Origin of the sequence: Flavobacterium qiangtangense, assembly GCF_042658345.1 — a bacterium.
In the GTDB taxonomy this organism is placed as follows: Bacteria; Bacteroidota; Bacteroidia; order Flavobacteriales; family Flavobacteriaceae; genus Flavobacterium; species Flavobacterium qiangtangense.
In genome coordinates, this window is sequence record NZ_JBHSQB010000005.1 from 94,024 (window position 1) to 117,002 (window position 22,979).

At 34.7% G+C, this 22,979-nt stretch carries 27 protein-coding genes; 9 read left to right on the forward strand and 18 right to left on the reverse strand.

Features of this window, described 5'->3' with window-relative positions; all coding sequences use genetic code 11:
* Positions 1 to 42: 42 nt before the first annotated feature.
* Complete coding sequence (gene ftsH / locus ACFPVY_RS06075; protein WP_379791078.1) at positions 43 to 1,983, reverse strand: ATP-dependent zinc metalloprotease FtsH; 1,941 nt, start codon at positions 1,981 to 1,983, stop codon at positions 43 to 45.
* Between the two features lie 15 nt (positions 1,984 to 1,998).
* The gene (gene rsfS / locus ACFPVY_RS06080; RefSeq protein ID WP_379791079.1) at positions 1,999 to 2,370 is read right to left on the reverse strand and encodes a ribosome silencing factor; all 372 of its coding nucleotides are present in this window, start codon (positions 2,368 to 2,370) and stop codon (positions 1,999 to 2,001) included.
* Between the two features lie 92 nt (positions 2,371 to 2,462).
* On the opposite strand from rsfS, the gene ACFPVY_RS06085 reads away from it, so the two are divergent.
* Positions 2,463 to 3,194 carry a biotin--[acetyl-CoA-carboxylase] ligase gene (locus tag ACFPVY_RS06085; protein ID WP_379791080.1) on the forward strand — a complete coding sequence of 244 codons (732 nt, stop codon included), beginning with the start codon at positions 2,463 to 2,465 and terminating at the stop codon, positions 3,192 to 3,194.
* Here ACFPVY_RS06085 and ACFPVY_RS06090 read toward each other — a convergent pair.
* The 5 genes from ACFPVY_RS06090 to pyrE all read right to left on the reverse strand — a co-directional run bounded on the left by ACFPVY_RS06090 (position 3,191) and on the right by pyrE (position 7,808).
* Positions 3,191 to 5,455: an ATP-binding protein gene (locus ACFPVY_RS06090; protein WP_379791081.1), complete on the reverse strand. Its 2,265-nt coding sequence runs from the start codon at positions 5,453 to 5,455 to the stop codon at positions 3,191 to 3,193. The genes ACFPVY_RS06085 and ACFPVY_RS06090 overlap by 4 nt on opposite strands.
* 3 nt (positions 5,456 to 5,458) lie before the next feature.
* Positions 5,459 to 6,076 (reverse strand): biliverdin-producing heme oxygenase, encoded by a 618-nt coding sequence (locus tag ACFPVY_RS06095; RefSeq protein ID WP_379791082.1) that lies wholly within the window; start codon positions 6,074 to 6,076, stop codon positions 5,459 to 5,461.
* Between the two features lie 10 nt (positions 6,077 to 6,086).
* Positions 6,087 to 6,524 (reverse strand): response regulator, encoded by a 438-nt coding sequence (locus ACFPVY_RS06100; protein ID WP_379791083.1) that lies wholly within the window; start codon positions 6,522 to 6,524, stop codon positions 6,087 to 6,089.
* 159 nt (positions 6,525 to 6,683) lie between these two features.
* Positions 6,684 to 7,076 (reverse strand): SRPBCC family protein, encoded by a 393-nt coding sequence (locus ACFPVY_RS06105; RefSeq protein WP_379791084.1) that lies wholly within the window; start codon positions 7,074 to 7,076, stop codon positions 6,684 to 6,686.
* Between the two features lie 81 nt (positions 7,077 to 7,157).
* Positions 7,158 to 7,808 (reverse strand): orotate phosphoribosyltransferase, encoded by a 651-nt coding sequence (pyrE, locus tag ACFPVY_RS06110; protein WP_379791085.1) that lies wholly within the window; start codon positions 7,806 to 7,808, stop codon positions 7,158 to 7,160.
* 7 nt (positions 7,809 to 7,815) lie between these two features.
* On the opposite strand from pyrE, the gene ACFPVY_RS06115 reads away from it, so the two are divergent.
* Positions 7,816 to 8,418 (forward strand): NUDIX hydrolase, encoded by a 603-nt coding sequence (locus ACFPVY_RS06115; protein WP_379791086.1) that lies wholly within the window; start codon positions 7,816 to 7,818, stop codon positions 8,416 to 8,418.
* A gap of 195 nt (positions 8,419 to 8,613) precedes the next feature.
* On the opposite strand, the gene ACFPVY_RS06120 is transcribed toward ACFPVY_RS06115, so the two are convergent.
* Positions 8,614 to 10,341, reverse strand: coding sequence for a M14 family metallopeptidase (locus ACFPVY_RS06120; protein ID WP_379791087.1), 1,728 nt, complete (start codon positions 10,339 to 10,341; stop codon positions 8,614 to 8,616).
* Between the two features lie 120 nt (positions 10,342 to 10,461).
* Here ACFPVY_RS06120 and ACFPVY_RS06125 point away from each other — a divergent pair, with 120 nt between their 5' ends.
* On the forward strand, positions 10,462 to 11,805 hold the full coding sequence (locus tag ACFPVY_RS06125) for a DEAD/DEAH box helicase (RefSeq protein ID WP_379791088.1): 1,344 nt from the start codon (positions 10,462 to 10,464) through the stop codon (positions 11,803 to 11,805).
* Between the two features lie 132 nt (positions 11,806 to 11,937).
* Here ACFPVY_RS06125 and ACFPVY_RS06130 read toward each other — a convergent pair whose 3' ends face one another.
* From ACFPVY_RS06130 to ACFPVY_RS06150, 5 genes are read right to left on the reverse strand one after another with little or no spacing between them, the layout of a single operon-like run.
* Positions 11,938 to 12,504, reverse strand: coding sequence for a PhnA domain-containing protein (locus tag ACFPVY_RS06130; protein ID WP_379791089.1), 567 nt, complete (start codon positions 12,502 to 12,504; stop codon positions 11,938 to 11,940).
* A 57-nt stretch (positions 12,505 to 12,561) separates the two neighbouring features.
* Positions 12,562 to 13,020, reverse strand: coding sequence for a pantetheine-phosphate adenylyltransferase (coaD, locus tag ACFPVY_RS06135; protein ID WP_379791090.1), 459 nt, complete (start codon positions 13,018 to 13,020; stop codon positions 12,562 to 12,564).
* Between the two features lie 14 nt (positions 13,021 to 13,034).
* Positions 13,035 to 13,376: a DUF5615 family PIN-like protein gene (locus ACFPVY_RS06140; RefSeq protein ID WP_379791091.1), complete on the reverse strand. Its 342-nt coding sequence runs from the start codon at positions 13,374 to 13,376 to the stop codon at positions 13,035 to 13,037.
* Complete coding sequence (locus tag ACFPVY_RS06145) at positions 13,373 to 13,597, reverse strand: DUF433 domain-containing protein (protein WP_379791092.1); 225 nt, start codon at positions 13,595 to 13,597, stop codon at positions 13,373 to 13,375. Before ACFPVY_RS06145 ends, ACFPVY_RS06140 begins: the two co-directional genes overlap by 4 nt.
* Positions 13,598 to 13,648: 51 nt before the next feature.
* The gene (locus tag ACFPVY_RS06150) at positions 13,649 to 14,635 is read right to left on the reverse strand and encodes a D-alanine--D-alanine ligase (RefSeq protein ID WP_379791093.1); all 987 of its coding nucleotides are present in this window, start codon (positions 14,633 to 14,635) and stop codon (positions 13,649 to 13,651) included.
* Positions 14,636 to 14,776: 141 nt separating this feature from the next.
* Here ACFPVY_RS06150 and ACFPVY_RS06155 point away from each other — a divergent pair, with 141 nt between their 5' ends.
* On the forward strand, positions 14,777 to 15,394 hold the full coding sequence (locus ACFPVY_RS06155) for a PASTA domain-containing protein (protein WP_379791094.1): 618 nt from the start codon (positions 14,777 to 14,779) through the stop codon (positions 15,392 to 15,394).
* Positions 15,391 to 16,434 carry an RluA family pseudouridine synthase gene (locus ACFPVY_RS06160; RefSeq protein ID WP_379791095.1) on the forward strand — a complete coding sequence of 348 codons (1,044 nt, stop codon included), beginning with the start codon at positions 15,391 to 15,393 and terminating at the stop codon, positions 16,432 to 16,434. The genes ACFPVY_RS06155 and ACFPVY_RS06160 overlap by 4 nt, the downstream gene beginning before the upstream one ends.
* A gap of 408 nt (positions 16,435 to 16,842) precedes the next feature.
* Here the strand turns inward: ACFPVY_RS06160 and ACFPVY_RS06165 are convergent, their stop codons facing one another.
* Together ACFPVY_RS06165 and ACFPVY_RS06170 are read right to left on the reverse strand one after the other, a co-directional pair.
* On the reverse strand, positions 16,843 to 17,562 hold the full coding sequence (locus tag ACFPVY_RS06165; RefSeq protein WP_379791096.1) for a LytR/AlgR family response regulator transcription factor: 720 nt from the start codon (positions 17,560 to 17,562) through the stop codon (positions 16,843 to 16,845).
* Positions 17,562 to 18,935 carry a sensor histidine kinase gene (locus ACFPVY_RS06170; protein WP_379791097.1) on the reverse strand — a complete coding sequence of 458 codons (1,374 nt, stop codon included), beginning with the start codon at positions 18,933 to 18,935 and terminating at the stop codon, positions 17,562 to 17,564. The genes ACFPVY_RS06165 and ACFPVY_RS06170 overlap by 1 nt, the downstream gene beginning before the upstream one ends.
* 208 nt (positions 18,936 to 19,143) lie before the next feature.
* Between ACFPVY_RS06170 and ACFPVY_RS06175 the strand changes: the two genes are divergently transcribed.
* A complete protein-coding gene (locus ACFPVY_RS06175) occupies positions 19,144 to 19,335 on the forward strand; it encodes a hypothetical protein (RefSeq protein ID WP_379791098.1) in 192 nt (63 codons plus the stop codon).
* A gap of 17 nt (positions 19,336 to 19,352) precedes the next feature.
* Positions 19,353 to 19,751, forward strand: a complete 399-nt coding sequence (locus tag ACFPVY_RS06180) for a hypothetical protein (RefSeq protein ID WP_379791099.1) — start codon at positions 19,353 to 19,355, stop codon at positions 19,749 to 19,751.
* Positions 19,752 to 19,793: 42 nt separating this feature from the next.
* Here ACFPVY_RS06180 and ACFPVY_RS06185 read toward each other — a convergent pair whose 3' ends face one another.
* Positions 19,794 to 20,312 carry a DUF4199 domain-containing protein gene (locus tag ACFPVY_RS06185; RefSeq protein WP_379791100.1) on the reverse strand — a complete coding sequence of 173 codons (519 nt, stop codon included), beginning with the start codon at positions 20,310 to 20,312 and terminating at the stop codon, positions 19,794 to 19,796.
* 120 nt (positions 20,313 to 20,432) lie between these two features.
* On the reverse strand, positions 20,433 to 20,906 hold the full coding sequence (locus tag ACFPVY_RS06190) for a response regulator transcription factor (RefSeq protein WP_379791101.1): 474 nt from the start codon (positions 20,904 to 20,906) through the stop codon (positions 20,433 to 20,435).
* An 85-nt stretch (positions 20,907 to 20,991) separates the two neighbouring features.
* On the opposite strand from ACFPVY_RS06190, the gene ACFPVY_RS06195 reads away from it, so the two are divergent.
* Together ACFPVY_RS06195 and dcm are read left to right on the forward strand one after the other, a co-directional pair.
* Positions 20,992 to 21,135, forward strand: coding sequence for a hypothetical protein (locus tag ACFPVY_RS06195; protein WP_379791102.1), 144 nt, complete (start codon positions 20,992 to 20,994; stop codon positions 21,133 to 21,135).
* Between the two features lie 56 nt (positions 21,136 to 21,191).
* Positions 21,192 to 22,163, forward strand: coding sequence for a DNA (cytosine-5-)-methyltransferase (gene dcm / locus ACFPVY_RS06200; protein ID WP_379791103.1), 972 nt, complete (start codon positions 21,192 to 21,194; stop codon positions 22,161 to 22,163).
* Here the strand turns inward: dcm and ACFPVY_RS06205 are convergent.
* Positions 22,160 to 22,861, reverse strand: a complete 702-nt coding sequence (locus ACFPVY_RS06205) for a hypothetical protein (RefSeq protein ID WP_379791104.1) — start codon at positions 22,859 to 22,861, stop codon at positions 22,160 to 22,162. The genes dcm and ACFPVY_RS06205 overlap by 4 nt on opposite strands.
* Between the last annotated feature and the right edge of the window lie 118 nt (positions 22,862 to 22,979).

Here is a 22,979-nt window from a genome sequence, read left to right on the forward strand (position 1 = left end):
TTTTGAATTAAGATTTTTATATTTTTTTTTAACATTTGAAATTTACTCTTCGAAAACTTCTTCAACTGCTTCGCCAAAAGCACGTTTGCCGAAAATTGTTTCTAAGTCATCTTTAAAAATAACTTCTTTTTCGATCAAAATATCTGCCAATTGGTTCAATTTGTCTTTGTTTTCCTCAAGAATTTTGATTGCTCGTTGGTATTGTCCTTCGATCAAATCAGAAATTTCTTTGTCAATTACTTTTGCAGTATCTTCAGAATAGGGTTTCCCAAAGTTATATTCGCTTTGACCTGAAGAATCATAATAAGTAATGTTTCCAAGTTTTTCGTTCAAGCCATAGATGGTAACCATCGCTCTTGCTTGTTTCGTAACTTTTTCCAAATCGCTTAAGGCTCCAGTTGAAATTCTATCAAAAGTCACTTTTTCAGCCGCACGTCCGCCCATTGTAGCGCACATTTCGTCAAGCATTTGATCCGTTCTCACTATTTGTCTTTCTTCTGGAAGATACCAGGCTGCACCTAAACTTTGTCCTCTTGGAACAATTGTTACCTTAATAAGTGGTGCCGCGTGTTCAAGCATCCAGCTGATCGTTGCGTGACCTGCTTCGTGAATGGCAATCGCTCTTTTTTCTTCTGGAGTGATGATTTTATTTTTCTTTTCAAGACCACCGATGATTCTGTCAACGGCGTCTAAGAAATCTTGTTTGTCAACTGCTTTTTTGTCATAACGCGCTGCGATTAAAGCGGCTTCGTTACAAACATTTGCAATATCAGCACCAGAAAAACCCGGAGTTTGTTTCGCCAAGAAATCAGTATCAAGTCCTTCAGCTTTTTTTAATGGAGCTAAATGAACTTCAAAAATTTCTTTTCTTTCTCTGATATCCGGAAGGTCAACATAAATTTGTCTGTCAAAACGTCCTGCTCTCATCAAGGCTTTGTCAAGAACATCAGCTCTATTTGTAGCAGCCAAAACGATTACATTTGTGTTTGTACCAAAACCGTCCATTTCTGTAAGTAATTGGTTCAGAGTGTTTTCGCGTTCGTCGTTAGAGCCTGACATGTTGTTTTTTCCTCTTGCACGACCAACAGCGTCAATCTCATCAATAAAGATAATTGCAGGTGATTTTTCTTTTGCTTGTTTGAACAAATCTCTTACACGAGAAGCTCCAACTCCCACAAACATCTCAACGAAATCAGAACCTGAAAGCGAGAAGAAAGGTACTTTTGCTTCACCAGCAACGGCTTTTGCAAGCAATGTTTTTCCCGTTCCTGGAGGTCCAACTAAAAGAGCTCCTTTTGGAATTTTACCTCCAAGATTGGTATATTTTTCTGGATTTTTCAAGAACTCAACGATTTCCTGAACTTCCTCTTTTGCACCTTCTAAACCGGCAACATCTTTAAATGTAATCTTAACGTCAGTTTTTTCGTCAAACAATTTTGCTTTTGATTTTCCGATATTAAAAATTTGTCCGCCACCGCCAGCACCGCCACCAGATGACATTCTTCTCATGATGATAAGCCAAATCGCAACGATCAAAAGAATTGGAAGAAGACCGATTAAGATACCGCTCCAATCACTTTTTGCTTTGTAATCAAAATCTTTAAGTTTTCCTTCTGCCATTGCTTTTTCAAGCTTTTCTTGGAAAGATTTAGTGTCACCAACATCTTCAATAACATAATGCGGACCAGTATTTTCATTGTCGAAAAGGTCTTTTGTTACTTTTTTGTTTGCAGGATCAGCCAAGCCGGCTTTGTTTAAGAAAATTTCGGCTTCGCTTCTGTTGTAAATGATAACTTTATCAACATAATTTTTTTCTAGTAATGGAAGAAATTTAGAAGTTGTGATTTTTCCACCTTCTTCCAATTTTGTACTGCCCGAAGCCCAGTTCAAAATTAGGAAGAAAACAATCAAACCGCCATAAATCCACCAAGGACTTATTCTGAATTTTTTTGGATTCGAATTTGGGTTATTTTCTTTAGCCATTGCTGTTTTCTTTCTTTAGTATTTGTTTTGGATAGTTGTGATTTTTGCATCACCCCACAAACTCTCGATATTGTAGTACTCACGGATGTGTTTTTGGAAAACGTGAACAACAATGTTTACATAATCCATCAAAACCCATTCGCCATTTTCAGCACCTTCAACGTGCCAAGGCTTGTCTTTTAATTCTTTGGAAACAATTTTTTGAACAGAGTTAACGATAGAGTTAACTTGTGTGTTTGAAGTACCGTTGCAGATCACAAAATAATCGCAAACAGTGTTGTCGATCGCTCTTAAATCTAAAATATCAATATCATTACCTTTAACTTCTTCAATCCCTTTGATGATGTTGGCTAACAAATCATCATTACTTATATTCTTTTTCGCCATTTAAATTTTATATGTTTTCGCAAAGTTATCAAATTTTGTCTTTATTTTTGAACCTTAACACAAGATTAAAAAGATAACTTCAATTATTTTATATGAACATCATCAAACTCGATGCCATTAACTCAACGAATGACTACTTAAAGAAGTTGTTGCAACGTCAATTTGTAGAAAATTTTACTATTGTAACCGCTGAAAACCAAACTAATGGACGCGGCCAGATGGGTTCTCAGTGGAATGTGGAAGAGGGTAAAAACCTCACATTTAGTGTCTTGGTTAAAGATTTGTTGCTTGAAATCAATCATATTTTTCACCTTAATGTTGCCGTAGCAGTTAGTATCGTCGAAGCATTATCTTTTTTAGAAATAAAAGATTTAGCGATAAAATGGCCTAACGACATTTTGGCAGAAGGAAAAAAAATCGGTGGCATACTTATCGAAAATAGTATCAAAAGTGACGGAGAAATATTTTCAATCGTTGGAATTGGGTTGAATATAAACCAGAAAAATTTTGGTGATCTTCCCAAAGCATCTTCTTTGGCAGTTTTAAAAAATAAAGAGTTTGATAAAAGCGAAATTCTAACCTCGATATTGCAAAATCTTGGCAGGAATATTTCGATGATTATGAATAAAAATACTGACCCAATTTGGAAAAAATATCATTCTGTTTTGTACAAAAACGGAATTCCGATGCCTTTTGAAAATGCTCAAAATGAGAAGTTTATGGGGATTATTCAAGGTGTAAGCCAAACCGGAAAACTCCAAGTGAAATTGGAGGATAATTTAGTGCAATCCTTTGAAATTAAAGAAGTGAAAATGCTTTATTAATCTTGCTTCGTTGGAAAATACAATCTAAAAATAGCACCTTCATTTGGGATTCCTTCTGCAATAATCGAACCTTTGTGAACCTGCATAATTTTCTTGCATAAAGCCAAGCCCACGCCAGAACCTTTGTACTCATCTTGACCATGAAGTCTGCTGAAAATATTGAAAATGTTCTCGGCAAATTGTTGTTCAAAACCAATTCCGTTGTCTGAAAATTCCAATACTTGAAACAATTCATCTGATTCTAATTTTTGAATTCCAAGCGATTTTACATTCACGATTGGCGCTTTGTCAGGAAACGAATATTTTATAGAATTTTGGACCAAATTAGAGAATAATTGCTTCATTAAAAATGCAATTCCCTTGATTTTCGGAAGTTCTTCAATATTGACAGTCGCTCCTTTTTCGTTGATTAATTCTTGCAAATCAGATAAAACTTCCACAAAAATTTCATTCGGATCAACAAGTTCAAACGAATCGTCAATGTGCTGAATTCTAGTGTATTTTAAGATGTCAATCAGCAAAGTTTGCATTCGTTGTGCCGAATTATTCATTCTTTGCACAGAATTGATTACAGTATCAGAAAATTGCTCGTCTTCCTTGCCTAAAAGTCGCGAAGAAATCATCTGAATTTTTCGCAATGGTTCTTGCAAATCGTGTGTGCTGATCCAGTTTATATTTTCTAATTCCGAATTTGTTTCCTTTAAAATTTCGCTTAATTTTCTATATTTCTCTTCTTCTTGAGTAATAATCAATAAGTTGAACTGTTTTTGAAGCGTGTGCGCATAATTTGCAGCTGCATTTAATTCGGGTTGCAACCAAATTTTGCTTTGGCATTTTACGATTTCCCGGTAAATTTTAAAAGAATTTCTTGGATACAAACCTTTCTCGTCCTTAACAATTGCTTTCTTCGGATCGCCAGCCCAATTCACTTCTGTCAAAGATTCTGGTCGAAACCAAACCACGCAATAACTGCTGTCAGCACTCAATGGATGATAAACAATTCCCGAAGCTTCCTCGCAAAAATCAGATGCGTTTGGCAAATAATTGATGAGTTTATCCGTAGAAAAAGAGCTGTTTTTTGTAAAATCGGCGAGCCAACGGCAAAGTTTGTAAATGTTATCGTCGTCCGGAGTCAATCCGCTTTTGTAAATTTTTGAATCTAAGACAATTGCAAAACCCGAAGCATTGCAAATCTCATGTATTTCTGGACTATTTGCAATGATTTCAAACGATTCTTCTTTTGCGGGAAGATCGAAAGAATTCAGTTTTTCCAACGCAATATTTGATTTTCGAGCCACTTCATATTCCTCATTTGACTGACGAATATCAATTTGTGACGTAATAAAATGTCCTTGTAATTGCGCTGCCAAACGAATTTCTGGTGTCAAATTTTTTGGAGAATAATGATGGCAAGCAATCAATCCCCATAATTTTTTTTGGTGAATCAAAGAAATCGTCAAAGTTGCACCAACACCCATATTGTGAAGGTATTGCACGTGGATTGGCGATGTACTTCTTAATATTGACAGGCTTAAATTTAGATTTTTAGACTCGTTTCCGTCGTCTTCAGTATAAAGCGGAACTGGCGTATAATTCACGTCAACAATCAAGCGCAGAAGGTTTTGCATATACAATTCTCGCGCCTGAACCGGAATATCGGTGTGTGGATAATGCAAGCCAAAAAACGGCTCCAAATCATCACGAACGCTTTCTGCAAAAACTTCTCCGTTATAATCTTTATCAAAACGATAAACCATAACTCGGTCATAACCAGTAATTTCACGAGTTCCTTTGGCCACCATATCGCATAATTCTTTCAAAGTATGCGTTTCGTTCATATAAGCCAAAAACTGCGAAGTCTGATCATAAACATCGGTCAATTTTTTTGGATTTTCTGTGGAAGGTTCTGCTTCCAGAATATAATTGTCATCGCTTTTGTGAATCGTGCACAAAAAATCATTCCCAAAAAGTTCAAGCTTCAACGGAGTGGAAGAAAGCAATAAATTTTTTGAAATATAATCGGCAACTGCTGCTTGCTGTTTTTGCCCAAAAGCAGTTTCAAAATCAGCTCCCAAAACATTTTTAAATTCTGCTGGAATATATTCAGAGATATTTCCGCTGCAGAAATCAATTTTCCAAGAATTTGAGTTGATTCCTAGTAAAAAACCGTGTGGCTGAATGCTTCCCGGAATGTGAATTGGTTCAAATTCGCAGTTGGTCAGGTTTACGATATCGCGATTGACAATGTCTTTTATCTTCATAAATTAAGATGCCGAATTTTCAGATAAATGTTTGCCAATAACTCTAAATGCGTAATCAGCGCCAGCAATAATTTCTTCTTCAGAATTATTTTTGGCTTCAAAATCGGTTAGAGAATTTAAATAGTTTTTCCAGAAGCTTCCGGTTTTATTTCCGTAGCCCGAAAAATAAGAAGCTCCGTTTTCTTCAGTAAAATTTAAACTTTCTTGGATATTTTTCAAGATAAATCTTCCGCCAAGAGTTGATCCTTCAACAACGTACATCATTCCCATTGCAAACGGAACTGAGATTTCTGAGGCATTTTTAAAAGGAGAAAGCGTTTGTTTTTTCTCGCTTCCAATGTTTTTCAAATCGTCAAGAATCAGATGTGCTTTTTTTCTTTCGCTTAAATCTGAAATTACGTCAGAAAGAATCGGATAAATGTTTTCCTCTAAATTTTGAACAACATCGTGCATCAAACTTAAATACAAAACATATTCCTCAATGGTGATTTTTGGGTCAACAATTGATTTTGAAATAGGTAAAGCTTCGAGGCCTTCGTGCGATACAGCGGTTTTTGTTCTAAGATTATTTAAAAAAGATATAGTGGCTGATTCGTCAGTTTTTAAATTTTCAACGCTCATTGGGGAATTGTTAGTTGTTTAAATATACAAAATTTTCTTTGCTTGGCTTGAAAGTATCCCAATTGATATTCAAGGTATGCTGAATAGTTTTCTTTAATAATGTGTAATCGGTAGGCTTTGAAACATAAAAACTTGCGCCAAGTTCCATACTTTTTGCAATAGTTTGCTCGTCACTTGAAGTCGAAAAAATTACGATTGGCAAATTTTTATATTCAATAGAACTTCTCAATTGTTGCAAAACATCAAAACCACTAAAACCAGGCATATTTAAATCTAAGAAAACAATATGCGGATTTGGTGGCGGATTTTTTAAATCGTGAAGTAATTTTTTGCCATTATTTTGTGTAACTATATTCAAGTGATCTCCCATTGCGCTTGTGACTTCGGTGAAGAATTCTAAATCTTCAGCGTCGTCATCAGTATAAAATATTGTGAACTCATTTCTCATAATCCGTTTTTTAAAAGCGCGGTTTATTACAAATATAAAAAAATGAAAATAAAATTTATGTTAAAAAGAGCCCAATTTGAAACGTTAAGACGCGCCATTTTAAATAGAGAAGCCTTTTAGAATCAACTAAAAGGCTTCTTGTAAGTAATTTTTTATTTTTTACAGCTTATGCATGTTGTTTGCCAAAGTTTCGATGAATTTGGTAATCGGTCCTTTTACCATCATTGCCATCATTGCATTAAATTCTCCTTCAAAGTGCAGTTGAACATCGCTTGATTCATCAGAAGTTGGATTAATATTTCCTGTCAAGGTAAACGGAAGTTTATCACTCGCCGCGCCTAAAACAACTTTTGTTGGAGCCGTTTTTTCCTTCATCTTCAACTTGATTTCTGGCATTCCTTTCAATCCAAAGATAAAAGCATCTTCGCCAGTTACTTCAAATTTTGCAATGTTGTCAGGCATCAATTTTTCAAAATTCTTTACGTCAGTTAATTGGTCAAATAAATATTGAGCCGATTTTGGTACGCTAACTTTTGGACTATCTAAATTCATTTTTTATGTCATTGTGAGGAACGAAGCAATCTCATCCTCAATTTATTTATACTTTTAACTGAAAAATGTTTAAATGCAGTTTTATACTTCTTCAACATTCCAAGTTGATGGACTTTTGCTCCAAACTTTCAATGTTTCCTGCTCTTCTTCTGTGATATATCTTTTGGCAACGGCCAATTCTAATAAATTTTCATAATTGCTCAATGTCAATAAATCAACATTCGCTTTTTTAAAGTTTTCTGTAGCAATATCAAAGCCGTAAGTGAAGATGGCAACCATTCCTTTTACGTTTGCTCCAGCTTCTTTCAAGGCTTCAACGGCCATCAAACTGCTGTTTCCGGTGCTGATTAAATCTTCAACCACAACCACATTTTGACCTTTTTGCAAGAAACCTTCAATCTGGTTTTGTCTTCCGTGTTTCTTCGCTTCTGGGCGAACATAAACGAACGGAAGTCCCATATATTCAGCAACTAACATCCCAATTCCAATGGCGCCAGTGGCAACTCCAGCAATCACATCAGGTTTTCCGAATTGTTTTTCTAAGTTTTTAGAAAATTCTTCTCTGATGTAATTTCTAATCGGTGGAAATGAGAGCGTTATACGATTATCGCAATAAATAGGCGATTTCCATCCAGAAGCCCATGTAAAAGGATTTTTTGGATTCAATTTAATTGCATTTATTTGTAAAAGCAATTCGGCAGTTTTCTGTGCGGTGTCTTTATTAAAAATCATACTACAAATGTATAAAGTTTTTGTCAACGATAAACCACTTTTTTTGACTAATGAAATAGTCAAAGAAACAGATTTTCAACTTTTTCTATTGGAAAGTGTTGATATTCATCAGCTTATCGTAAAAATGTTTCAAAATAAAATTCAAAAAGCGTATTTGTATTATCCTGATGAGAAGGAGATTATGAAAATGCTGAAAGAAAAACTTCCGGTAAATAAAGCCGGTGGAGGCCTTGTTTACAATAAAAAAAGAGAAGTTCTTTTCATCTTCAGAAACGGAAAATGGGATCTTCCAAAGGGCGGAATCGAGAAAGGAGAAGAGATTGAAGAGACGGCAATTCGCGAAGTTGAAGAAGAAACTGGCGTTACCGGACTAAAAATTACCAAGAAACTTCAGAAAACTTATCACGTTTTCATAAGAAACGGAAAGTACAAATTGAAAATCGTGCATTGGTTTGAAATGGAAACTGATTTCGAAGGAACTCCACTGCCACAAGAAGACGAAGGAATCGAGAAAGTAGCGTGGCTAAATCCAGAAGAAATTCAAGACGCGTTGCAAAACTCTTATGAAAATATCAAATTATTATTTGAAGATGAAAAGCTCCTGAAATAAGGAGCTTTTTTTGTTTGCCACGAATTGCACGAATTAACACAAAACAGTCCGTGAAAATTTGTGTAATTTGGGGAGAAAAAAATCCAAAAATCTGCGGTAAACTATTTTTTCATAATTCGATAAAGAGGACGAGATGCTAAAAAAATCCGTGTAAATCTGTGAAATCTGTGTTGAATTATTTCTAATCTGCGGTAACTATTTCATAATTCGATAAACAGGATATTCCATATGCGTTTTTTCGTAATATTCAGAATGGCTGTAAATCCAATCTAATTGGGCTTCTCCAGAATCTGAAAAGGTTTTATCATCCGCTTTTTTCTGCTCAAATTCCGCTTTCATTCTCTGATTTTCATCCAATATTTTTTTAGCCAAATCCTCAAAAACATACGCCGAAAAATATTCTTTTTGTTGTAAAACCGAGTCAAAGAAATTCCAAGCAAAATAAGAATCATTCGCTTGCGGTTCTAAAGTTTCCAATAAATATTTTACGCCAGCTTGTTGCGTTTTAATTACGAAATCTCCTTTTTTGAACGATACTTTTTTCTTCGTAGTCGTCATATTTACAGAACTATGCGGATAATGTCCTTCATAAGCAGATTTACTCGTTTTGAAATCTCCAATACGATAACTTTCCACTGCAAATTCAGTATCTTTTTCTAAAGGAGTCATTTCAATATTGTTAATTTTCAATAATTCAATCACATTCCACCACGATTTCGGAATCACATAAGCTTCCGGAATTACAACTTCCAACGAAGATTTAAATTCTTTATGGTACGGAATTACTTTGCTAAAAGGTTTCTTTTCGTCATAAAACAATCGCGATTTTCCAGAAATATCACTCGTTTTATAATCGCCTTCAAAGCCTAAAAACGGAATGCTGGAAACTTTCGATTCGTCTAATTCCCAAAGCAACGTATATTTTTTATTTGGAAGATAATTTTGAAGATTTTCACTTCGTAAATTTTTGATCTTCGTATAATTTTTATCCGTAAATTCAATCGTCGCAACCATATATTCATACGTCACTTTCACACGCGACGCATAATCTTTCAGCATATGTGTTTCGGGCATTGAACCAACCGTGTTGAACATCGACGCAAAACCGGTCGAATAACGCGGATAATCCATAAAAGCGTCAAAACCACCATCCGGTTTTTCATCATGAATATTCACATACGGAACCGATTCTATATTTTTCTTTTTCAAATCTGAAAGCAAAGTCGGAATCATTTCGGTATCCCAAAATTTCCCAAGATTTCCTCCAATTTTTTGCGGATGCGTTGCGATATAAGTAAACGTATATTGGTAATTCGCTCCATTACTCACGTGATTGTCCACAAAAACATCAGGATTTACTTTATGGAAAATCTGTGCAAAACTTCGCGCATTTCTTGTGTCCGATTTCAAAAAATCTCGGTTCAAATCATAATTTCTAGCGTTTCCTCTAAAACCATAACTTTCTGGTCCGTTTTGATTGGCTCTTGAAAAAGAATTTCGGTTCAAAGCACCACCTATATTATAAATCGGAATATTTACAATCACCAAATTCTTCGGAACTTTTATCTTTCCCAACGCCAAATCTCTAAACAACATCATCGTAGCATCAATTCCGTCAGGTTCGCCAGGATGAATTCCGTTGTTGATTAAAAGAACCGCTTTTTCTTTCTGAATTTTCTTGAAATCAAATTTCTTATCCGGATTAAAAGTCACGATATGCAACGGTTCGCCAGAATCTGTCAAGCCCATTTCTTCCATAGAAATTGTCTCAAAATTTTTATCCAAAAGCTGGAAATAAGCAATTGTTTCTTCGTAAGTCGCCGTTTGGTTGCCATTTCCTTTTTCATAAGTCGTCAGGAAATCAGTTTTATTTTGAGCATTTGCCATAATTGAAAAAAGTAAAATTGGAAGTAAGCGTTTCATCTTAATAATTTGATAGATTCAAAAGTAATGGTTTTCATTGGCAATATCAAAGTTCAATTTCAATACCAAAAAAACTCATAACTCATAATTCATAACTCATAATTCAATTACCTTTGCACCATGAATAACAATCACCATTCCACGAATCTTTTGCTGAATTTGGGCATCGAACGCCTGAACGAAATGCAGGAAGCCGCTCAAGAAGCCATTTTAGAAAACAACAATACGTTACTGCTTTCCCCGACAGGTTCTGGGAAAACGCTGGCTTTTTTGCTTCCGATATTTGAAATTTTACAGCCAGAAATTCTTTCGGTTCAATGTTTAATTATTGTTCCGTCAAGAGAATTAGGTTTGCAAATTGAGCAGGTTTGGAAAAAAATAGGAACGGGTTACAAAGCCAATGTTTGTTACGGAGGCCATTCCATTGATACAGAAATTAAGAATTTAAGCAATCCGCCGGCCGTTTTAATCGGAACTCCGGGAAGATTAGCGGACCATATTGAAAGGGAAACTTTTCGCACAGACAAAATCCAGACTTTGATTTTGGATGAATTTGACAAATCACTGCAATTGGGTTTCCACGAAGAAATGTCATATATTATTGCAAGGCTTCCGAAGTTGAACAAGCGTGTTTTGGTTTCGGCGACTTCAGATATTGAAATTCCGAAATATACGCGGGTTGTCAATCCAGAAATTTTAGATTTTATTCCGAAGAATGAAGAGAAAACCAATCTTTCGATGAAGATGGTGGTTTCTAAGGAAAAGGATAAAATCAATACGCTTTTCAATTTGATTTGTTCGCTGAAATCGCAATCGGCCATTATTTTCTGTAACCATCGCGATGCGGCCGAAAGAATCAGCGATACTTTAAACGAAAAAGGAATTTACGCCACCTATTATCACGGAGGAATGGATCAAGACGAACGGGAACGCGCATTAATTCAGTTCAGGAACGGAAGCGTGAGTTATTTGATTACCACCGATTTGGCCGCACGTGGTTTGGATATTCCCGAAATGAAGCACGTAATTCATTACCATTTGCCTTCAAAAGAAGACGAATTTACGCATAGAAATGGGCGAACTGCAAGAATGTTAGCATCTGGAACGGCTTATGTTTTGGTCAATGATAGCGAGAAAAAATTAGATTATATCGACTATGGAATGCAAGTTTTGAATGTAGAAAATTCAAATTCATTGCCAAAACCGCCAGAATTCCAAACGATTTATATTTCTGGAGGAAAGAAAAATAAGCTGAACAAAATTGACATCGTCGGATTCTTTTCTCAAAAAGGAAAACTTGAAAAAGGAGATTTAGGATTAATCGAAGTAAAGGATTTTATTTCTTTTGCAGCTGTGAAATTCAATAAAGTGAAAGATTTGCTTAATAATATTCGCGACGAAAAAATGAAAGGGAAAAAGTTTAAGATTGAAGTCGCGAGAAAAGTGGTGAAGAAAGAGGAATAGTTCAGATTTCAGATTTCAGATTTCAGATTTCAGATTTCAAATTTCAGATTTCAGATTTCAGATTTCAGATTTCAGATTAAGAATGTTAAACATCTAGTCTGTAAACTGCCATCTGAAATCTAAATACTGTAACTATATTTTCTTAACGTAAGCGGTGATTATCACAATCTGCTGACCGTCCACTTTTCCTTCAATATAAGTTTCATTTTCATGGTCCAAACGGATGTTTCTCACGGCAGTTCCTTGTTTTGCAACCATACTTGAACCTTTTACTTTTAAGTCTTTGATTAAAACTACAGAATCGCCGGTTTGCAAAATAACTCCGTTGCTGTCTCTGTGAACCAATTTATTTTCGTCGTCGTCGCCTTCGCCAGTTGCTTGAGCCCATGCCAAATCGTCTTCATCAAGATACATTTGCTCCAATAATTCTTGGTTGCGCAAACGGCTCAACATTCTCCAAGAAACCACTTGAACCGGCAAATGCTCGCTCCACATACTATCGTTTAAACATCTCCAAAGATTGGCATCCATTTTTTCTGGATTTTCAATTTGGTCTATTAAAGGTGCAGTCGCCAAAATGCTTTCGTCGATACCGCCTTTTCTTGTTGGAAGAATTTGGTACACTTTTAAGTTTTCGGTTGCTCCAGAAAGTTCGCATTTTCCGCCACTTCTTTTGATTAGTTCTCTTTCTATACTCATTTTATAGGTTGTTAATTTTTGGCGAATGTACTGTTTATAAGTGCCTATTGCAAATTATTATTTTACTCGAACTGAATCTGGAACAAGCAATTCATATTCGCCATTGTTTCGAATAACGTCACGAACGATGCTTGAACTGATGTACGAAGTATTCGCCGCAGTCAAAAGAAATACGGTTTCAATCTTAGAAAGTTTTCGATTGGTATGTGCAATTGCTTTTTCAAATTCAAAATCGGCTGGATTTCTCAATCCTCGGAGTATGAATTTTGCCTTTACTTTTTTACAGAAATCAATCGTCAAACCTTCGTAAGTCACGACAGAAACTGAAGGATCATTCTCAAAACATTCTTCAATGAAGCGTTTTCTTTCGTCTAAAGAAAACATATATTTTTTTTCGGCGTTGACGCCAATCGCCACGATAATTTTGTCAAAAAGCGGAATGCTTCTTTTGATAATGTCATAATGACCTAAAGTGATTGGGTCGAATGAACCTGGGAATACTGCTATTTTTTCCATAAATTTTTTCAGGATTATTTTATTTCAAGGCAAGCTATTTCAGCATATTCCTTAGAAAGTATGAAATCTTTAATAATTGAATTTCGTGATTTTAAAACTTCCGCAAGAAAATCTGTTTTAGTATTTCCAAATCGAAGCCAAATGATTTTTGGAGGATGACCTTTCAAATTAGCCAAATCATAAAAGTCAGCATCAAATGTTACAATTGTGTAGTTATTTTCTTTAGCAAATTTCCAAATTTCTACATCAGAAAAATTTTCAATTCCCAGTTCTCTAACTTGCTTTGCTTCTGGAAAGAAATTGCTGATTTTTGAAAGAATTCTAAAAGAAATATTTTGGTCAAAAAGTAATTTCACGAAGCGATTTGAATTTTATGTTCTCTGTCAGCGGCATAGGAAAGGCACGCTTTGATTTGATTTTCAGAAAGTTCAGGAAAATCTTCAATGATTTCATTAATAGACATTCCGTTTGCCAACCAATTTAAAACATCAAAAACAGTAATTCTTGTTCCAATGATAACTGGCTTGCCAAAACGCAATTCAGAATTTATTTCGATATATTGTTTATAATCAATCATATAATCTTTTTTGTAAAGTTAACTAATTTACTGCCAATTGATAACTGAAAACTATTTCTTCCAAAGACTTTTTCTCTTTAAAGCCAATTCAATTTCGTTATCTAATAAATCAGAGAAATTTAATTTGGCATAAGTTGCCTGTTGCGGGAAAATACTTTGCGGCGATAATCCCGGATTGGTATTGATTTCGATGAAATGCGGCACGCCGTCCATAATGATGAATTCGCTTCTTGAAAAACCTGACATTCCTAACGCTTCATAGACTTTTTTTGCCATTTCAATAACTTCAAGTTCGGTTTCTTTTGATAATCTCGCAGGCGTGATTTCTTCAGATTTGCCTAGATATTTTGCTTCGTAGTCAAAAAAGTCGTTTTGGGATACAATTTCGGTCAAGCCTAAAACTTTTGTTTCTCCTTTATAATTCAAAACTCCGACAGAAACTTCTACTCCTTTTAAGAAAGATTCGATTAAGATATCGTTGTCTTCCGCGAAAGCGAAATCTAACGCTTTGTCAAAATCAGCCAGGTCGTTTACTTTTGAAACACCCAAACTGCTTCCGGATTGATTTGGTTTTACGAAGAAAGGCAATCCTAATTGGGCCTGAATTTCTTCGCCAGAAATTGCATCTCCTTTAGACAAATAAATCGAGTTTGCCTTTGGAATATTAAATTTTGAAAGTACCGAAAGCGTATCTCTTTTATTAAATGTCAATGCCGATTGGTAGAAATTACAGCCCGTATAAGGAAGGTCTAAAAGTTCCCAATAGGCTTGCAAATGCCCGTCCTCACCCGGAGTTCCGTGGATGGTGTTGATGATGGCATCGAATTTTATTTTCTCTCCGTTTTGTGTAAACGTAAAATCAGAACGGTCGATTGGAAATTGTTTTCCGTCAACAACTGCATTCCATCCATCCAATAAAATGTGGATTTCAAACGTTTGGTATTTGTTTTTGTCGAGATTTTTAAGGATTAATTGACCACTTCGAAGTGAGATTACTGATTCGTCAGAATATCCACCCATTACAACGGCTATGTTCATATAGAATTTTAGATTTAAGATTGCAGATTTCAGACTTGTTTTACGAAGAAATTAGCCTAAAAATCTCTCACAAAAATATCACTATTTATTGAAATTGAAAACCTTTAGGTTTTTTATATCTTTGCACCAAATACATTTTTTATGACTTTAGGACAATATCTTACAAGTAAATCTTTTTTTAAGCGATTAGCGTTGGCGATTGTCATCGTGTTTGCCGTTGTTTTCTTGATTTTGCAATACTTGAGTTTTGCGACAGACCACGGAAATGAAATCGTAGTTCCAGACCTTCGAAAATTAACTGAAGAACAAGTAGGCGACAAGCTTGACGAACTTGATTTAGAATATGTTTTGCTTGATACTGTGGATTATAACCAAGATTTTCCGAAATATTCAGTCGTAAAACAAGACCCGCTTCCGGGAGCAAAAGTGAAGGAAGGAAGAAAAATTTATATCAAAGTAAATTCTTCTGGTTTTGGCGATGTAACCGTTCCAGATTTAGTTGAAAAAACATTACGCCAGGCAGAACCGACGTTAAAAGCGCTTGGTTTTGAAATCGGAAAGAAAACATACAAGCCTTATTTAGGAAAAGATATGGTTCTAGAAATGTATTCTAGCGGAAAAAAATTAAGAGCCGGAGATAAAATTAAAAAATCTTCAGTGATTGATTTGGTTTTAGGCGACGGAAAAGTAGGCTTTGAAGAAAGTGATTCTACTAAAGTTGAAAATGAGAATGAAACAGAAACAGAAAACGCAGAATGATAGAGAATCCAGTTGCTGACGAAACGTTAGACGAAGAATTATATGAACATTTTAGATTTGAAGCCACAAAAGGGCAAATGCCTTTGCGTGTGGACAAATTCTTGATGAACTTGGTAGAAAATGCTACCAGAAACAAAATCCAGCAAGCCGCTGAATCCGGAAATATCATCGTGAATGATGTGGCCGTGAAGTCAAATTATAAAGTGAAAGCCTTTGACGTAGTCAGAATTATGCTTTCGCATCCGCCGTTTGAAAATTTAATTTTACCAGAAGATATTCCGTTGGATATTGTTTTTGAAGACGATGCGCTTTTGGTCATCAACAAGCCAGCCGGTTTGGTTGTTCATCCAGGACACGGAAATTATACCGGAACTTTGGTCAACGCTTTAGCTTTCCACTTCGAAAATTTACCTTTAAATAGTAGCGAACGTCCGGGATTGGTTCACAGAATCGACAAAGACACTTCGGGACTTTTGGTTGTTGCAAAGACAGAATTTGCCATGACTTTTTTGGCAAAGCAATTCGAAGAAAAAACCTCTGAAAGAGAATATATTGCTTTAGTTTGGGGCAATGTTGCCGAAGAAGAAGGCACGGTAACAGGTGACATCGCAAGACACGCCAAAGACAGAATGCAAATGGCCGTTGTGCCAGACGGAGAAGGAAAACACGCAGTGACGCATTACAAAGTTTTAGAGCGTTTTGGCTACGTAACGTTGGTTTCTTGCAAATTAGAAACAGGAAGAACGCACCAAATTCGCGTGCACATGAAATCTATCGGACATACGCTTTTCAACGACGAACGTTATGGCGGGAATTTGATTTTAAAAGGAACTACGTTCACAAAATACAAGCAATTCATTGACAATTGTTTCAAGGTTTTGCCAAGGCAAGCGCTCCACGCAAAAACGCTTGGTTTTGTGCATCCGACCACAAAGGAATTTATGAGTTTTAATACCGAGCTTCCAGAAGACATGAAGGAATGCATCGCAAAATGGAAAGCGTATTCCAATTCCCACAATACAGACGAAGAAGAAAATTAATACCAAACTCCTTGAGAAATCAAGGAGTTTTTTATTTCCAGTCATTGCGAGGAACAAAGCAATCTCAGAAGCGAAACATCTCGCATTTTCGACCATCGCAATTCCTGCTGATGGTACTCGCTTTTCCCGGCTTTGTTCAGCCGTGAAAGAGCTCAAACAAAACCATCATCAGGGCTAGTTAGCCAACCATTTTCGTTTTCAGAAACATTTCAGAGAACTTGTGTAGATTTTTGGCTAAAGCCAAATATTGTTGTGAATAAATTAAACAGGCTAAAGCCCATTTCTACTCATCCATGATTACGTTATACGCAACCGATTAGACTTCAAATTTCACGAAAGCAAATATGAATAGGAACGGGCTTTAGCCCGTTTAATATAGCGTCGCATCAGAAAACGGCTTTAGCCAAATTATTTTTTATACCATTCTAAGAAATTCTTCATTCGTAATCGGCTAACTTTCAATTCTTCTTCGTGATTTTCTATGGAAATTGAAATTTGGTTTTTGGTGTACACTTTACGAATATAATTTCTGTTAATTAGATATTTTCGGCTGATTCTAAAAAATATATTCGGGTCAACTTCTTGTTCTAATTTCTCTAAAGAGTAATTTACTGGCAAAATTCTTCCTTGATTTGTAGTTAAAAAACTTGCATTATCTTCGCTAAAAAAGGTTGTAATGTCATGATTCTCAATTTTTTTGAGCAAATTTCCAATCGGAATCAGAAACGAATTTTTGTATTTAATTTCTGTGAAATTGTCAAGCTTAAATTCTTGATTTCCTTGAAACTTATTCAGCTTGCCAATCATTTTGTCTAATTTTTTTTCATCAATTGGTTTTAAAAGATAATCAATCGCATTGTGTTCAAAAGCCTTGAGGGCAAAATCATCATAAGCTGTCGTGACTATTATTTTTGACGTAATTTGAAATTTTTCGAGCAATTGAAACGAATTCCCATCCCGAAGTTTGATGTCTATAAATACAAATTCAGGATGATTATTTTCTTGAAGCCATTTAAATGCTTTTTTTACAGAAACAAGAATCGTCAAAACAGTAAAACCTTTTTGGTTCAAGAGTTTTTCTAAACGTTTTCCGGCTGGAATTTCATCTTCTATAATTAAAGCAGTCATTAGTTTTCAAGTTTTAGCGTGGGAATTTTTATCTCAAAGGAAGATTCAGTTTTAGAAATAATTATCTCCTTATTTATTAAAATTTTATTTCGATTGTTGATGTTTTGCAATCCTTTATTTGTTGAAATCACTTTATCTTGAGGATTTAAAGAATTGGTAATCTTTAAATAATTTTCTTCAGAAGCGATTCTGATTTCAATTGGTTTCTCTTCGTCTAAAATATTATGCTTAAAAATATTATCGATTATTTCTTGAAGACTGAAAGATAAAATATAAAGGTTCTGAGTTGCATCATTTTTTATTTCGAATGAAAATCCGCTTTCAAATTTGGCTTTGTAAATTTCTAAATAATCTTTGATAAATTGCAATTCAACTGAAAGAAGTACAAAATCTTCGGTTTCATTTTTTAAATAATGTCGGTAAACATTTGAAAGATGATGTCCAAATTCAATAGCTTTTTTGGGCTCGATTTCAATAAATGAAATCAAAGTATTAAGATTATTGAATAAAAAATGTGGATTTACCTGATTTTTCAATTGCAAGTATTCAAAATCTTTTCTTGAGTTAGAAATGCTTAAAGCATTTATTTTTCGTATACTTTCCTTTTGCCTATTTCGATATAAAATTATCGTTGCACATAAAATTGTTGATGATAAACCAATAGTAAAAAATCTAATGATAACAATATGTCTACGAAACTCAGCGCTTCCGATAGCATAGATTGTTAAATATGCCACTATTGAGGCAACAACTATCGAAATAAAAATATTTCGTTTTGTAAATTTGATTTGGCTTAAAATATATAAGCAAAGCATTGAAACTGACGTAACTTGTAATGTTGGTATGAAAAAGTTATCAAAACAAAATTGTGTAAAGTCAACCAAATTTATGAGCTCTACAGAAAATAGGCTTAAAAAAAATGTTTCAATTGAGCTTACGGTCAAAATAATGACCAAATAAAATAATGGCTTCTCTTTAAAGTCTAAGACATTCTTACTATTTCTATTTCGATAAATTGATACAAATCCAAATTCTAAAATTAGTATAACTATACCAAGAAGTCCTTGGAATAAAGGAGTTTGTATCAAAAATTCGTTTAAAAAAATAATCTGAATCAATATGCCGAATAAAGAAATAGAAATAAATGTGGATAAGGCAGTCATTGAAATAGACTTTACTATTTTGTTCTCTTTGGCTTGAATTTTTTCAAAGATATAAACATAATTTAGTGCGATCAAAACAAAGAATCCGATTGTAAGAGAGACTATCTTAACGCTAAAATCGGCGAATGATCCTGCAATTATTAAAGAAGTTATGCCAATAAATAAAGTTGGGAGAGCGCTCAGTAATGCTAACTTTTTAAATGCTTTCATATAAGTTATTTTTAAAATTCAAAGCAAAAGTCAACCAGTTTGAACTTCTAAAAAAAATAAAGATAGTGAAATGCATAAATTGAGTTGTGAAATGTTAATCAAAGCTTTTCACAATAATTTAATAGTAACGCAAAAGTATCTTACATATAATTGTTGTAACTTGTAGTATGCTGAAAGGCAAAAACCAACCAACCTAAAAATCGCTATTATGGAAACGAAAATTACTTCTGAAAAAGGAGAGGCTAACCACACTCCTAAATCTTTGGCTGAAGAGCTTTTCAGTAAAAAAGAGTCGCTTAAAAAAAAGGTAAAAGCTAAAAATCTTCAGTTGAAAAACCTTTTAAAAACCAATTTAGAACTTCTTAAAAGCAATGACATTAATACGATGTTATTATTTTAAGACAAAAATTTACTGCTATGGAAAAAGAAAATGCTAAAAAATTCGAAAATACAGCGTCAGAAATCAACACTGATAATGATACTGCAAAAGACTTGAAAAGTAATGATCACATCAAACCTGCCAATTTAAAAGGCGAAGATAATGATGATTACCAAAACGACGATACTGACAAATATCTGGCGCTAGAACAGCCCGGAGTCCAATACACAAAAGACAGTGATTTCAGTTTGGAATCTGATAAAGGCGGAAGAAGCAATTCAAATCAATGGTCAGAAGACGGCGGAAACAGCAAAAATTCTGATGCTTTCAACCAAGATGATTATCTTCTCGAAGACAATATTGATCTAGATGAAGACCAAAATCAATCGGTTTCTTCTGATGATGAGGATTTTGAAGAACTCAATGAAAATTATTAGTTTTACTAAATATGAAGCCCAGTTTTTACTTGGCTTTTTTATTTATAAAGATTTTCTTTTGAAAACTAACGCAGCAATCAATGAAAGAATAATTCCGATTGGTAGGATTTCCATATAAGTCATTCCGATAACCAAAAGCGGATTTTTGTACATTTCTTTATAACCGTCTAATTCGGCGGTTTTGGCTTGAATTTCTGCAGCCGTGTGGTTTCCTTCAGCAAATTGCTTCATCATTTCGGCCGTATATTTTTCCATAAAATCTGGGATGAAGAAATAATATTCTATCAGCCAAACGAAAACATAGATTGACGAAGAAATCGAGGCAATCAAGAATCCAATTTTAAAGGCTTTCGCGAAAGAAATGACTCCAGAATTATAATTGTCTCTAAAACTTTTTACGCCCACAAAAACGAACGAGAATGCGAGAAGCATCCCCAAATAAGTGAGCGCCATACTGGCTTCATAATTCGATTTTCCGTAGCTTAAAAAGGTGGAAGCAATCATCAATACTGCGACAATCGAACCACCAATAAGACCGTTTACCCAAATAGTTTTTTTCATTTTGAATGTTTTTTAGTTTGTTTTTGATAATGCAAAATTGGTTTTTCCAACCGATTTTTAAATCATACTTTAGAATGATTTTTCAGCAATTTCAATGGTTTGCAACTTAAGTATGAATTTTTAAGGAATGATTCGAAGGCGTTTTGCTTTTTCAACGGCTTGTGTTCTTCGGCTGACTTCTAGTTTTTCAAAAAGCTTTGAAGAATGTGTTTTTATCGTGGGAATTGAGACAAAAAGTGCGTCGGCAATTTCTTGGTTGCTCATTCCTTTTGACATCAAATCTAAGACTTCAAGTTCGCGTTTTGAAATGTTTAAATTTTCGATTGTTTTTTTATCTTGGATAAATTCGGTGGTGTCGATGACAATTTCCTTGACGATTTCTTTTTCGATGATGACGGTTTTTAGTTTTGTCAATTTTTTGGAAAGCCAAATTCCGAGTGCTGTGAAAATTAAGGCAATGATTGCAATATAAATTTCTAACGAGTGATTGACGATTACGAATCTAAATTCGAGCCACTTGACAAGCAGCAACAAAAAGGCAAGTACAAAGCCGTATAAAATTGTTGATTTGTATTTTTTTAATTCGGGAAACATGGGTTGGTTTTGATTCAAAGATAGAAAATGTTTTGAAACGGATAGTTGCGGTTAAGATTGCGCAATGGTTCAGGTGATTTTAAAAATGCCTAAAGTTTCTCAAATAGCCCCGATGGTGGCTTTGTTTGAGCTCTTTCACGGCTGGCCAAGACGTGAAAAGCGAGTGCCACCAGCGGGAAAATGGATTGCTGAAAAATCAATGTCGATTCGCTGCAAAATCTTGAATTAAAAAGTTGCTTATTTTTGGATGCAATTGTGTTATTTTTGCCGTTCAAATATTTTTATATGATCAAAATTGGAAGTTTATATGCCGGAGTTGGAGGGATTTGTCAAGGTTTTATCAATGCTGGCGCCAAAATCGCGTGGGCAAATGAGATTGACAAAAACGCATGCGTGACGTATCGCGCAAACTTTAAGCACCCAATTTTTGAGGAAGATATTTGGAAATTAAATCCTGAAAATTTAAATAAGGTAGATGTTTTGGCAGCGGGATTTCCGTGTCAGCCGTTTTCTGTTGCGGGTTATCGAAAAGGTTTTAATGACGACAGAGGGAATCATTTTTACCGAATTTTAGATTTTGTGGAAGCTTTGAATAAGCCGAAAGTTGTTTTCTTAGAGAATGTAAAAAATCTAAAAGGCCATGATAAAGGCAGGACTTTTACTTTTATCGAACAAGCGATGAAAGCCAATGGTTACTCATTTTCTGCGGAAGTTTTAAACTCAAAAGAATATGGAAATGTCCCGCAGAATCGCGAGCGAATTTATATTGTTTGTTTTAAAAATGAGGAAGACGGATCGAATAGATATGAAAAACATTTTGAATTTCCGGAAGCTTTGACGCTCAATAAAAAGGTAGAAAATATTGTGGATGAATCGGTTTCTGAAGCAAAATATTTTTATGGAGAAGACAAATATATGTTTGCCGAACTTCAAAAATCAATTACCAGAAAAGACACGGTTTATCAATGGCGACGCCAATATGTTCGCGAAAACAAGAGCGATGTTTGCCCAACTTTAACGGCAAATATGGGAACTGGCGGACATAATGTGCCGTTGGTTTTGACCAATAAAGGAATTCGAAAATTGACTCCCAAGGAATGTTTTATGTTTCAAGGTTTTCCTGAAGATTTTATCTTGCCAGAAACAATGAGCAATTCGCATTTATATAAACAAGCTGGGAATTCTGTGAGCGTTCCTGTGATTGAACGAATTGCGAAATCCATTTTTAAGGCAATTGAATTGGGCGATAAATCTTAGAGTTTCAAATCTTTTATATCGGCTAAATCTTTCGCGAAAATATAATAATTGTCAACAATCAATGGTGTTCCGACGATTGTTCCTTTGTTAATAAATTGTTTTTCGGCGATGACTTGCAAGAATTTTTCGTGAGAAAGAAAACCCGTGACTTCCACTTCAATATTGTTTGAATTTAAATATGTTTTTGAATCAGGATTTTTTACGCCGGCTACTCGAACTAAAAAAGTAAAATCATAAGCACGAGGTTTTAAATCTTCTGTTTCTAAAAATTCGCCTTTTTCATTGTACTTATCTTTTTCTAGAAGCAATAGATTTCCGAAGAATTTGGTTGATTTTACAGAACATCTAACGGTTTCATTACTTAAAGTGAAATCGCAATCTTCCCATTTTCCTTTTCCCCAAACGTCAAATTCTGGCCGTTTATCAGGATGCAAGCTTAAATTGGAAAGCTGATTATAAACGGCTAATTCTGCTAATTTTCCTTGAAAAGTATTGATAAAAATTTCTGAAGGCTTTCTGTTGTGGGATTTTCCACCGAAAGATTGAGATTTGTGGTGGCCGTTTCCATAAGCCATTTCCTGGGCGAAATCAAGACACTTTAGGATGCTCTCTGGTTTTAGTTTCGTGTCAGGAACAAACGTTTTTTTGTCTGATTTTAAATTGCTGAAACTGTTTTGGCTTAAATTAATTTTAATCATCTGTTTGGCTTTTAGAGAAGTAAATGTAAGATTAAAATTTTAATTAACATTCTTTGCGAGAATTTTTTGCATAAAAAAAACCGCCTTGTAAAGACGGTTTTAAAGTTGTGATGTAGTT

What these genes read in the sequence shown, in the direction of transcription:
- ftsH (WP_379791078.1), bottom strand. Translation starts at nt 1,983, where the DNA reads ATGGCTAAAGAAAATAACCCAAATTCGAATCCAAAAAAATTCAGAATA.
- rsfS (WP_379791079.1), bottom strand. Translation starts at nt 2,370, where the DNA reads ATGGCGAAAAAGAATATAAGTAATGATGATTTGTTAGCCAACATCATC.
- ACFPVY_RS06085 (WP_379791080.1), top strand. Translation starts at nt 2,463, where the DNA reads ATGAACATCATCAAACTCGATGCCATTAACTCAACGAATGACTACTTA.
- ACFPVY_RS06090 (WP_379791081.1), bottom strand. Translation starts at nt 5,455, where the DNA reads ATGAAGATAAAAGACATTGTCAATCGCGATATCGTAAACCTGACCAAC.
- ACFPVY_RS06095 (WP_379791082.1), bottom strand. Translation starts at nt 6,076, where the DNA reads ATGAGCGTTGAAAATTTAAAAACTGACGAATCAGCCACTATATCTTTT.
- ACFPVY_RS06100 (WP_379791083.1), bottom strand. Translation starts at nt 6,524, where the DNA reads ATGAGAAATGAGTTCACAATATTTTATACTGATGACGACGCTGAAGAT.
- ACFPVY_RS06105 (WP_379791084.1), bottom strand. Translation starts at nt 7,076, where the DNA reads ATGAATTTAGATAGTCCAAAAGTTAGCGTACCAAAATCGGCTCAATAT.
- pyrE (WP_379791085.1), bottom strand. Translation starts at nt 7,808, where the DNA reads ATGATTTTTAATAAAGACACCGCACAGAAAACTGCCGAATTGCTTTTA.
- ACFPVY_RS06115 (WP_379791086.1), top strand. Translation starts at nt 7,816, where the DNA reads ATGTATAAAGTTTTTGTCAACGATAAACCACTTTTTTTGACTAATGAA.
- ACFPVY_RS06120 (WP_379791087.1), bottom strand. Translation starts at nt 10,341, where the DNA reads ATGAAACGCTTACTTCCAATTTTACTTTTTTCAATTATGGCAAATGCT.
- ACFPVY_RS06125 (WP_379791088.1), top strand. Translation starts at nt 10,462, where the DNA reads ATGAATAACAATCACCATTCCACGAATCTTTTGCTGAATTTGGGCATC.
- ACFPVY_RS06130 (WP_379791089.1), bottom strand. Translation starts at nt 12,504, where the DNA reads ATGAGTATAGAAAGAGAACTAATCAAAAGAAGTGGCGGAAAATGCGAA.
- coaD (WP_379791090.1), bottom strand. Translation starts at nt 13,020, where the DNA reads ATGGAAAAAATAGCAGTATTCCCAGGTTCATTCGACCCAATCACTTTA.
- ACFPVY_RS06145 (WP_379791092.1), bottom strand. Translation starts at nt 13,597, where the DNA reads ATGATTGATTATAAACAATATATCGAAATAAATTCTGAATTGCGTTTT.
- ACFPVY_RS06150 (WP_379791093.1), bottom strand. Translation starts at nt 14,635, where the DNA reads ATGAACATAGCCGTTGTAATGGGTGGATATTCTGACGAATCAGTAATC.
- ACFPVY_RS06155 (WP_379791094.1), top strand. Translation starts at nt 14,777, where the DNA reads ATGACTTTAGGACAATATCTTACAAGTAAATCTTTTTTTAAGCGATTA.
- ACFPVY_RS06160 (WP_379791095.1), top strand. Translation starts at nt 15,391, where the DNA reads ATGATAGAGAATCCAGTTGCTGACGAAACGTTAGACGAAGAATTATAT.
- ACFPVY_RS06165 (WP_379791096.1), bottom strand. Translation starts at nt 17,562, where the DNA reads ATGACTGCTTTAATTATAGAAGATGAAATTCCAGCCGGAAAACGTTTA.
- ACFPVY_RS06170 (WP_379791097.1), bottom strand. Translation starts at nt 18,935, where the DNA reads ATGAAAGCATTTAAAAAGTTAGCATTACTGAGCGCTCTCCCAACTTTA.
- ACFPVY_RS06175 (WP_379791098.1), top strand. Translation starts at nt 19,144, where the DNA reads ATGGAAACGAAAATTACTTCTGAAAAAGGAGAGGCTAACCACACTCCT.
- ACFPVY_RS06180 (WP_379791099.1), top strand. Translation starts at nt 19,353, where the DNA reads ATGGAAAAAGAAAATGCTAAAAAATTCGAAAATACAGCGTCAGAAATC.
- ACFPVY_RS06185 (WP_379791100.1), bottom strand. Translation starts at nt 20,312, where the DNA reads ATGAAAAAAACTATTTGGGTAAACGGTCTTATTGGTGGTTCGATTGTC.
- ACFPVY_RS06190 (WP_379791101.1), bottom strand. Translation starts at nt 20,906, where the DNA reads ATGTTTCCCGAATTAAAAAAATACAAATCAACAATTTTATACGGCTTT.
- ACFPVY_RS06195 (WP_379791102.1), top strand. Translation starts at nt 20,992, where the DNA reads ATGCCTAAAGTTTCTCAAATAGCCCCGATGGTGGCTTTGTTTGAGCTC.
- dcm (WP_379791103.1), top strand. Translation starts at nt 21,192, where the DNA reads ATGATCAAAATTGGAAGTTTATATGCCGGAGTTGGAGGGATTTGTCAA.
- ACFPVY_RS06205 (WP_379791104.1), bottom strand. Translation starts at nt 22,861, where the DNA reads ATGATTAAAATTAATTTAAGCCAAAACAGTTTCAGCAATTTAAAATCA.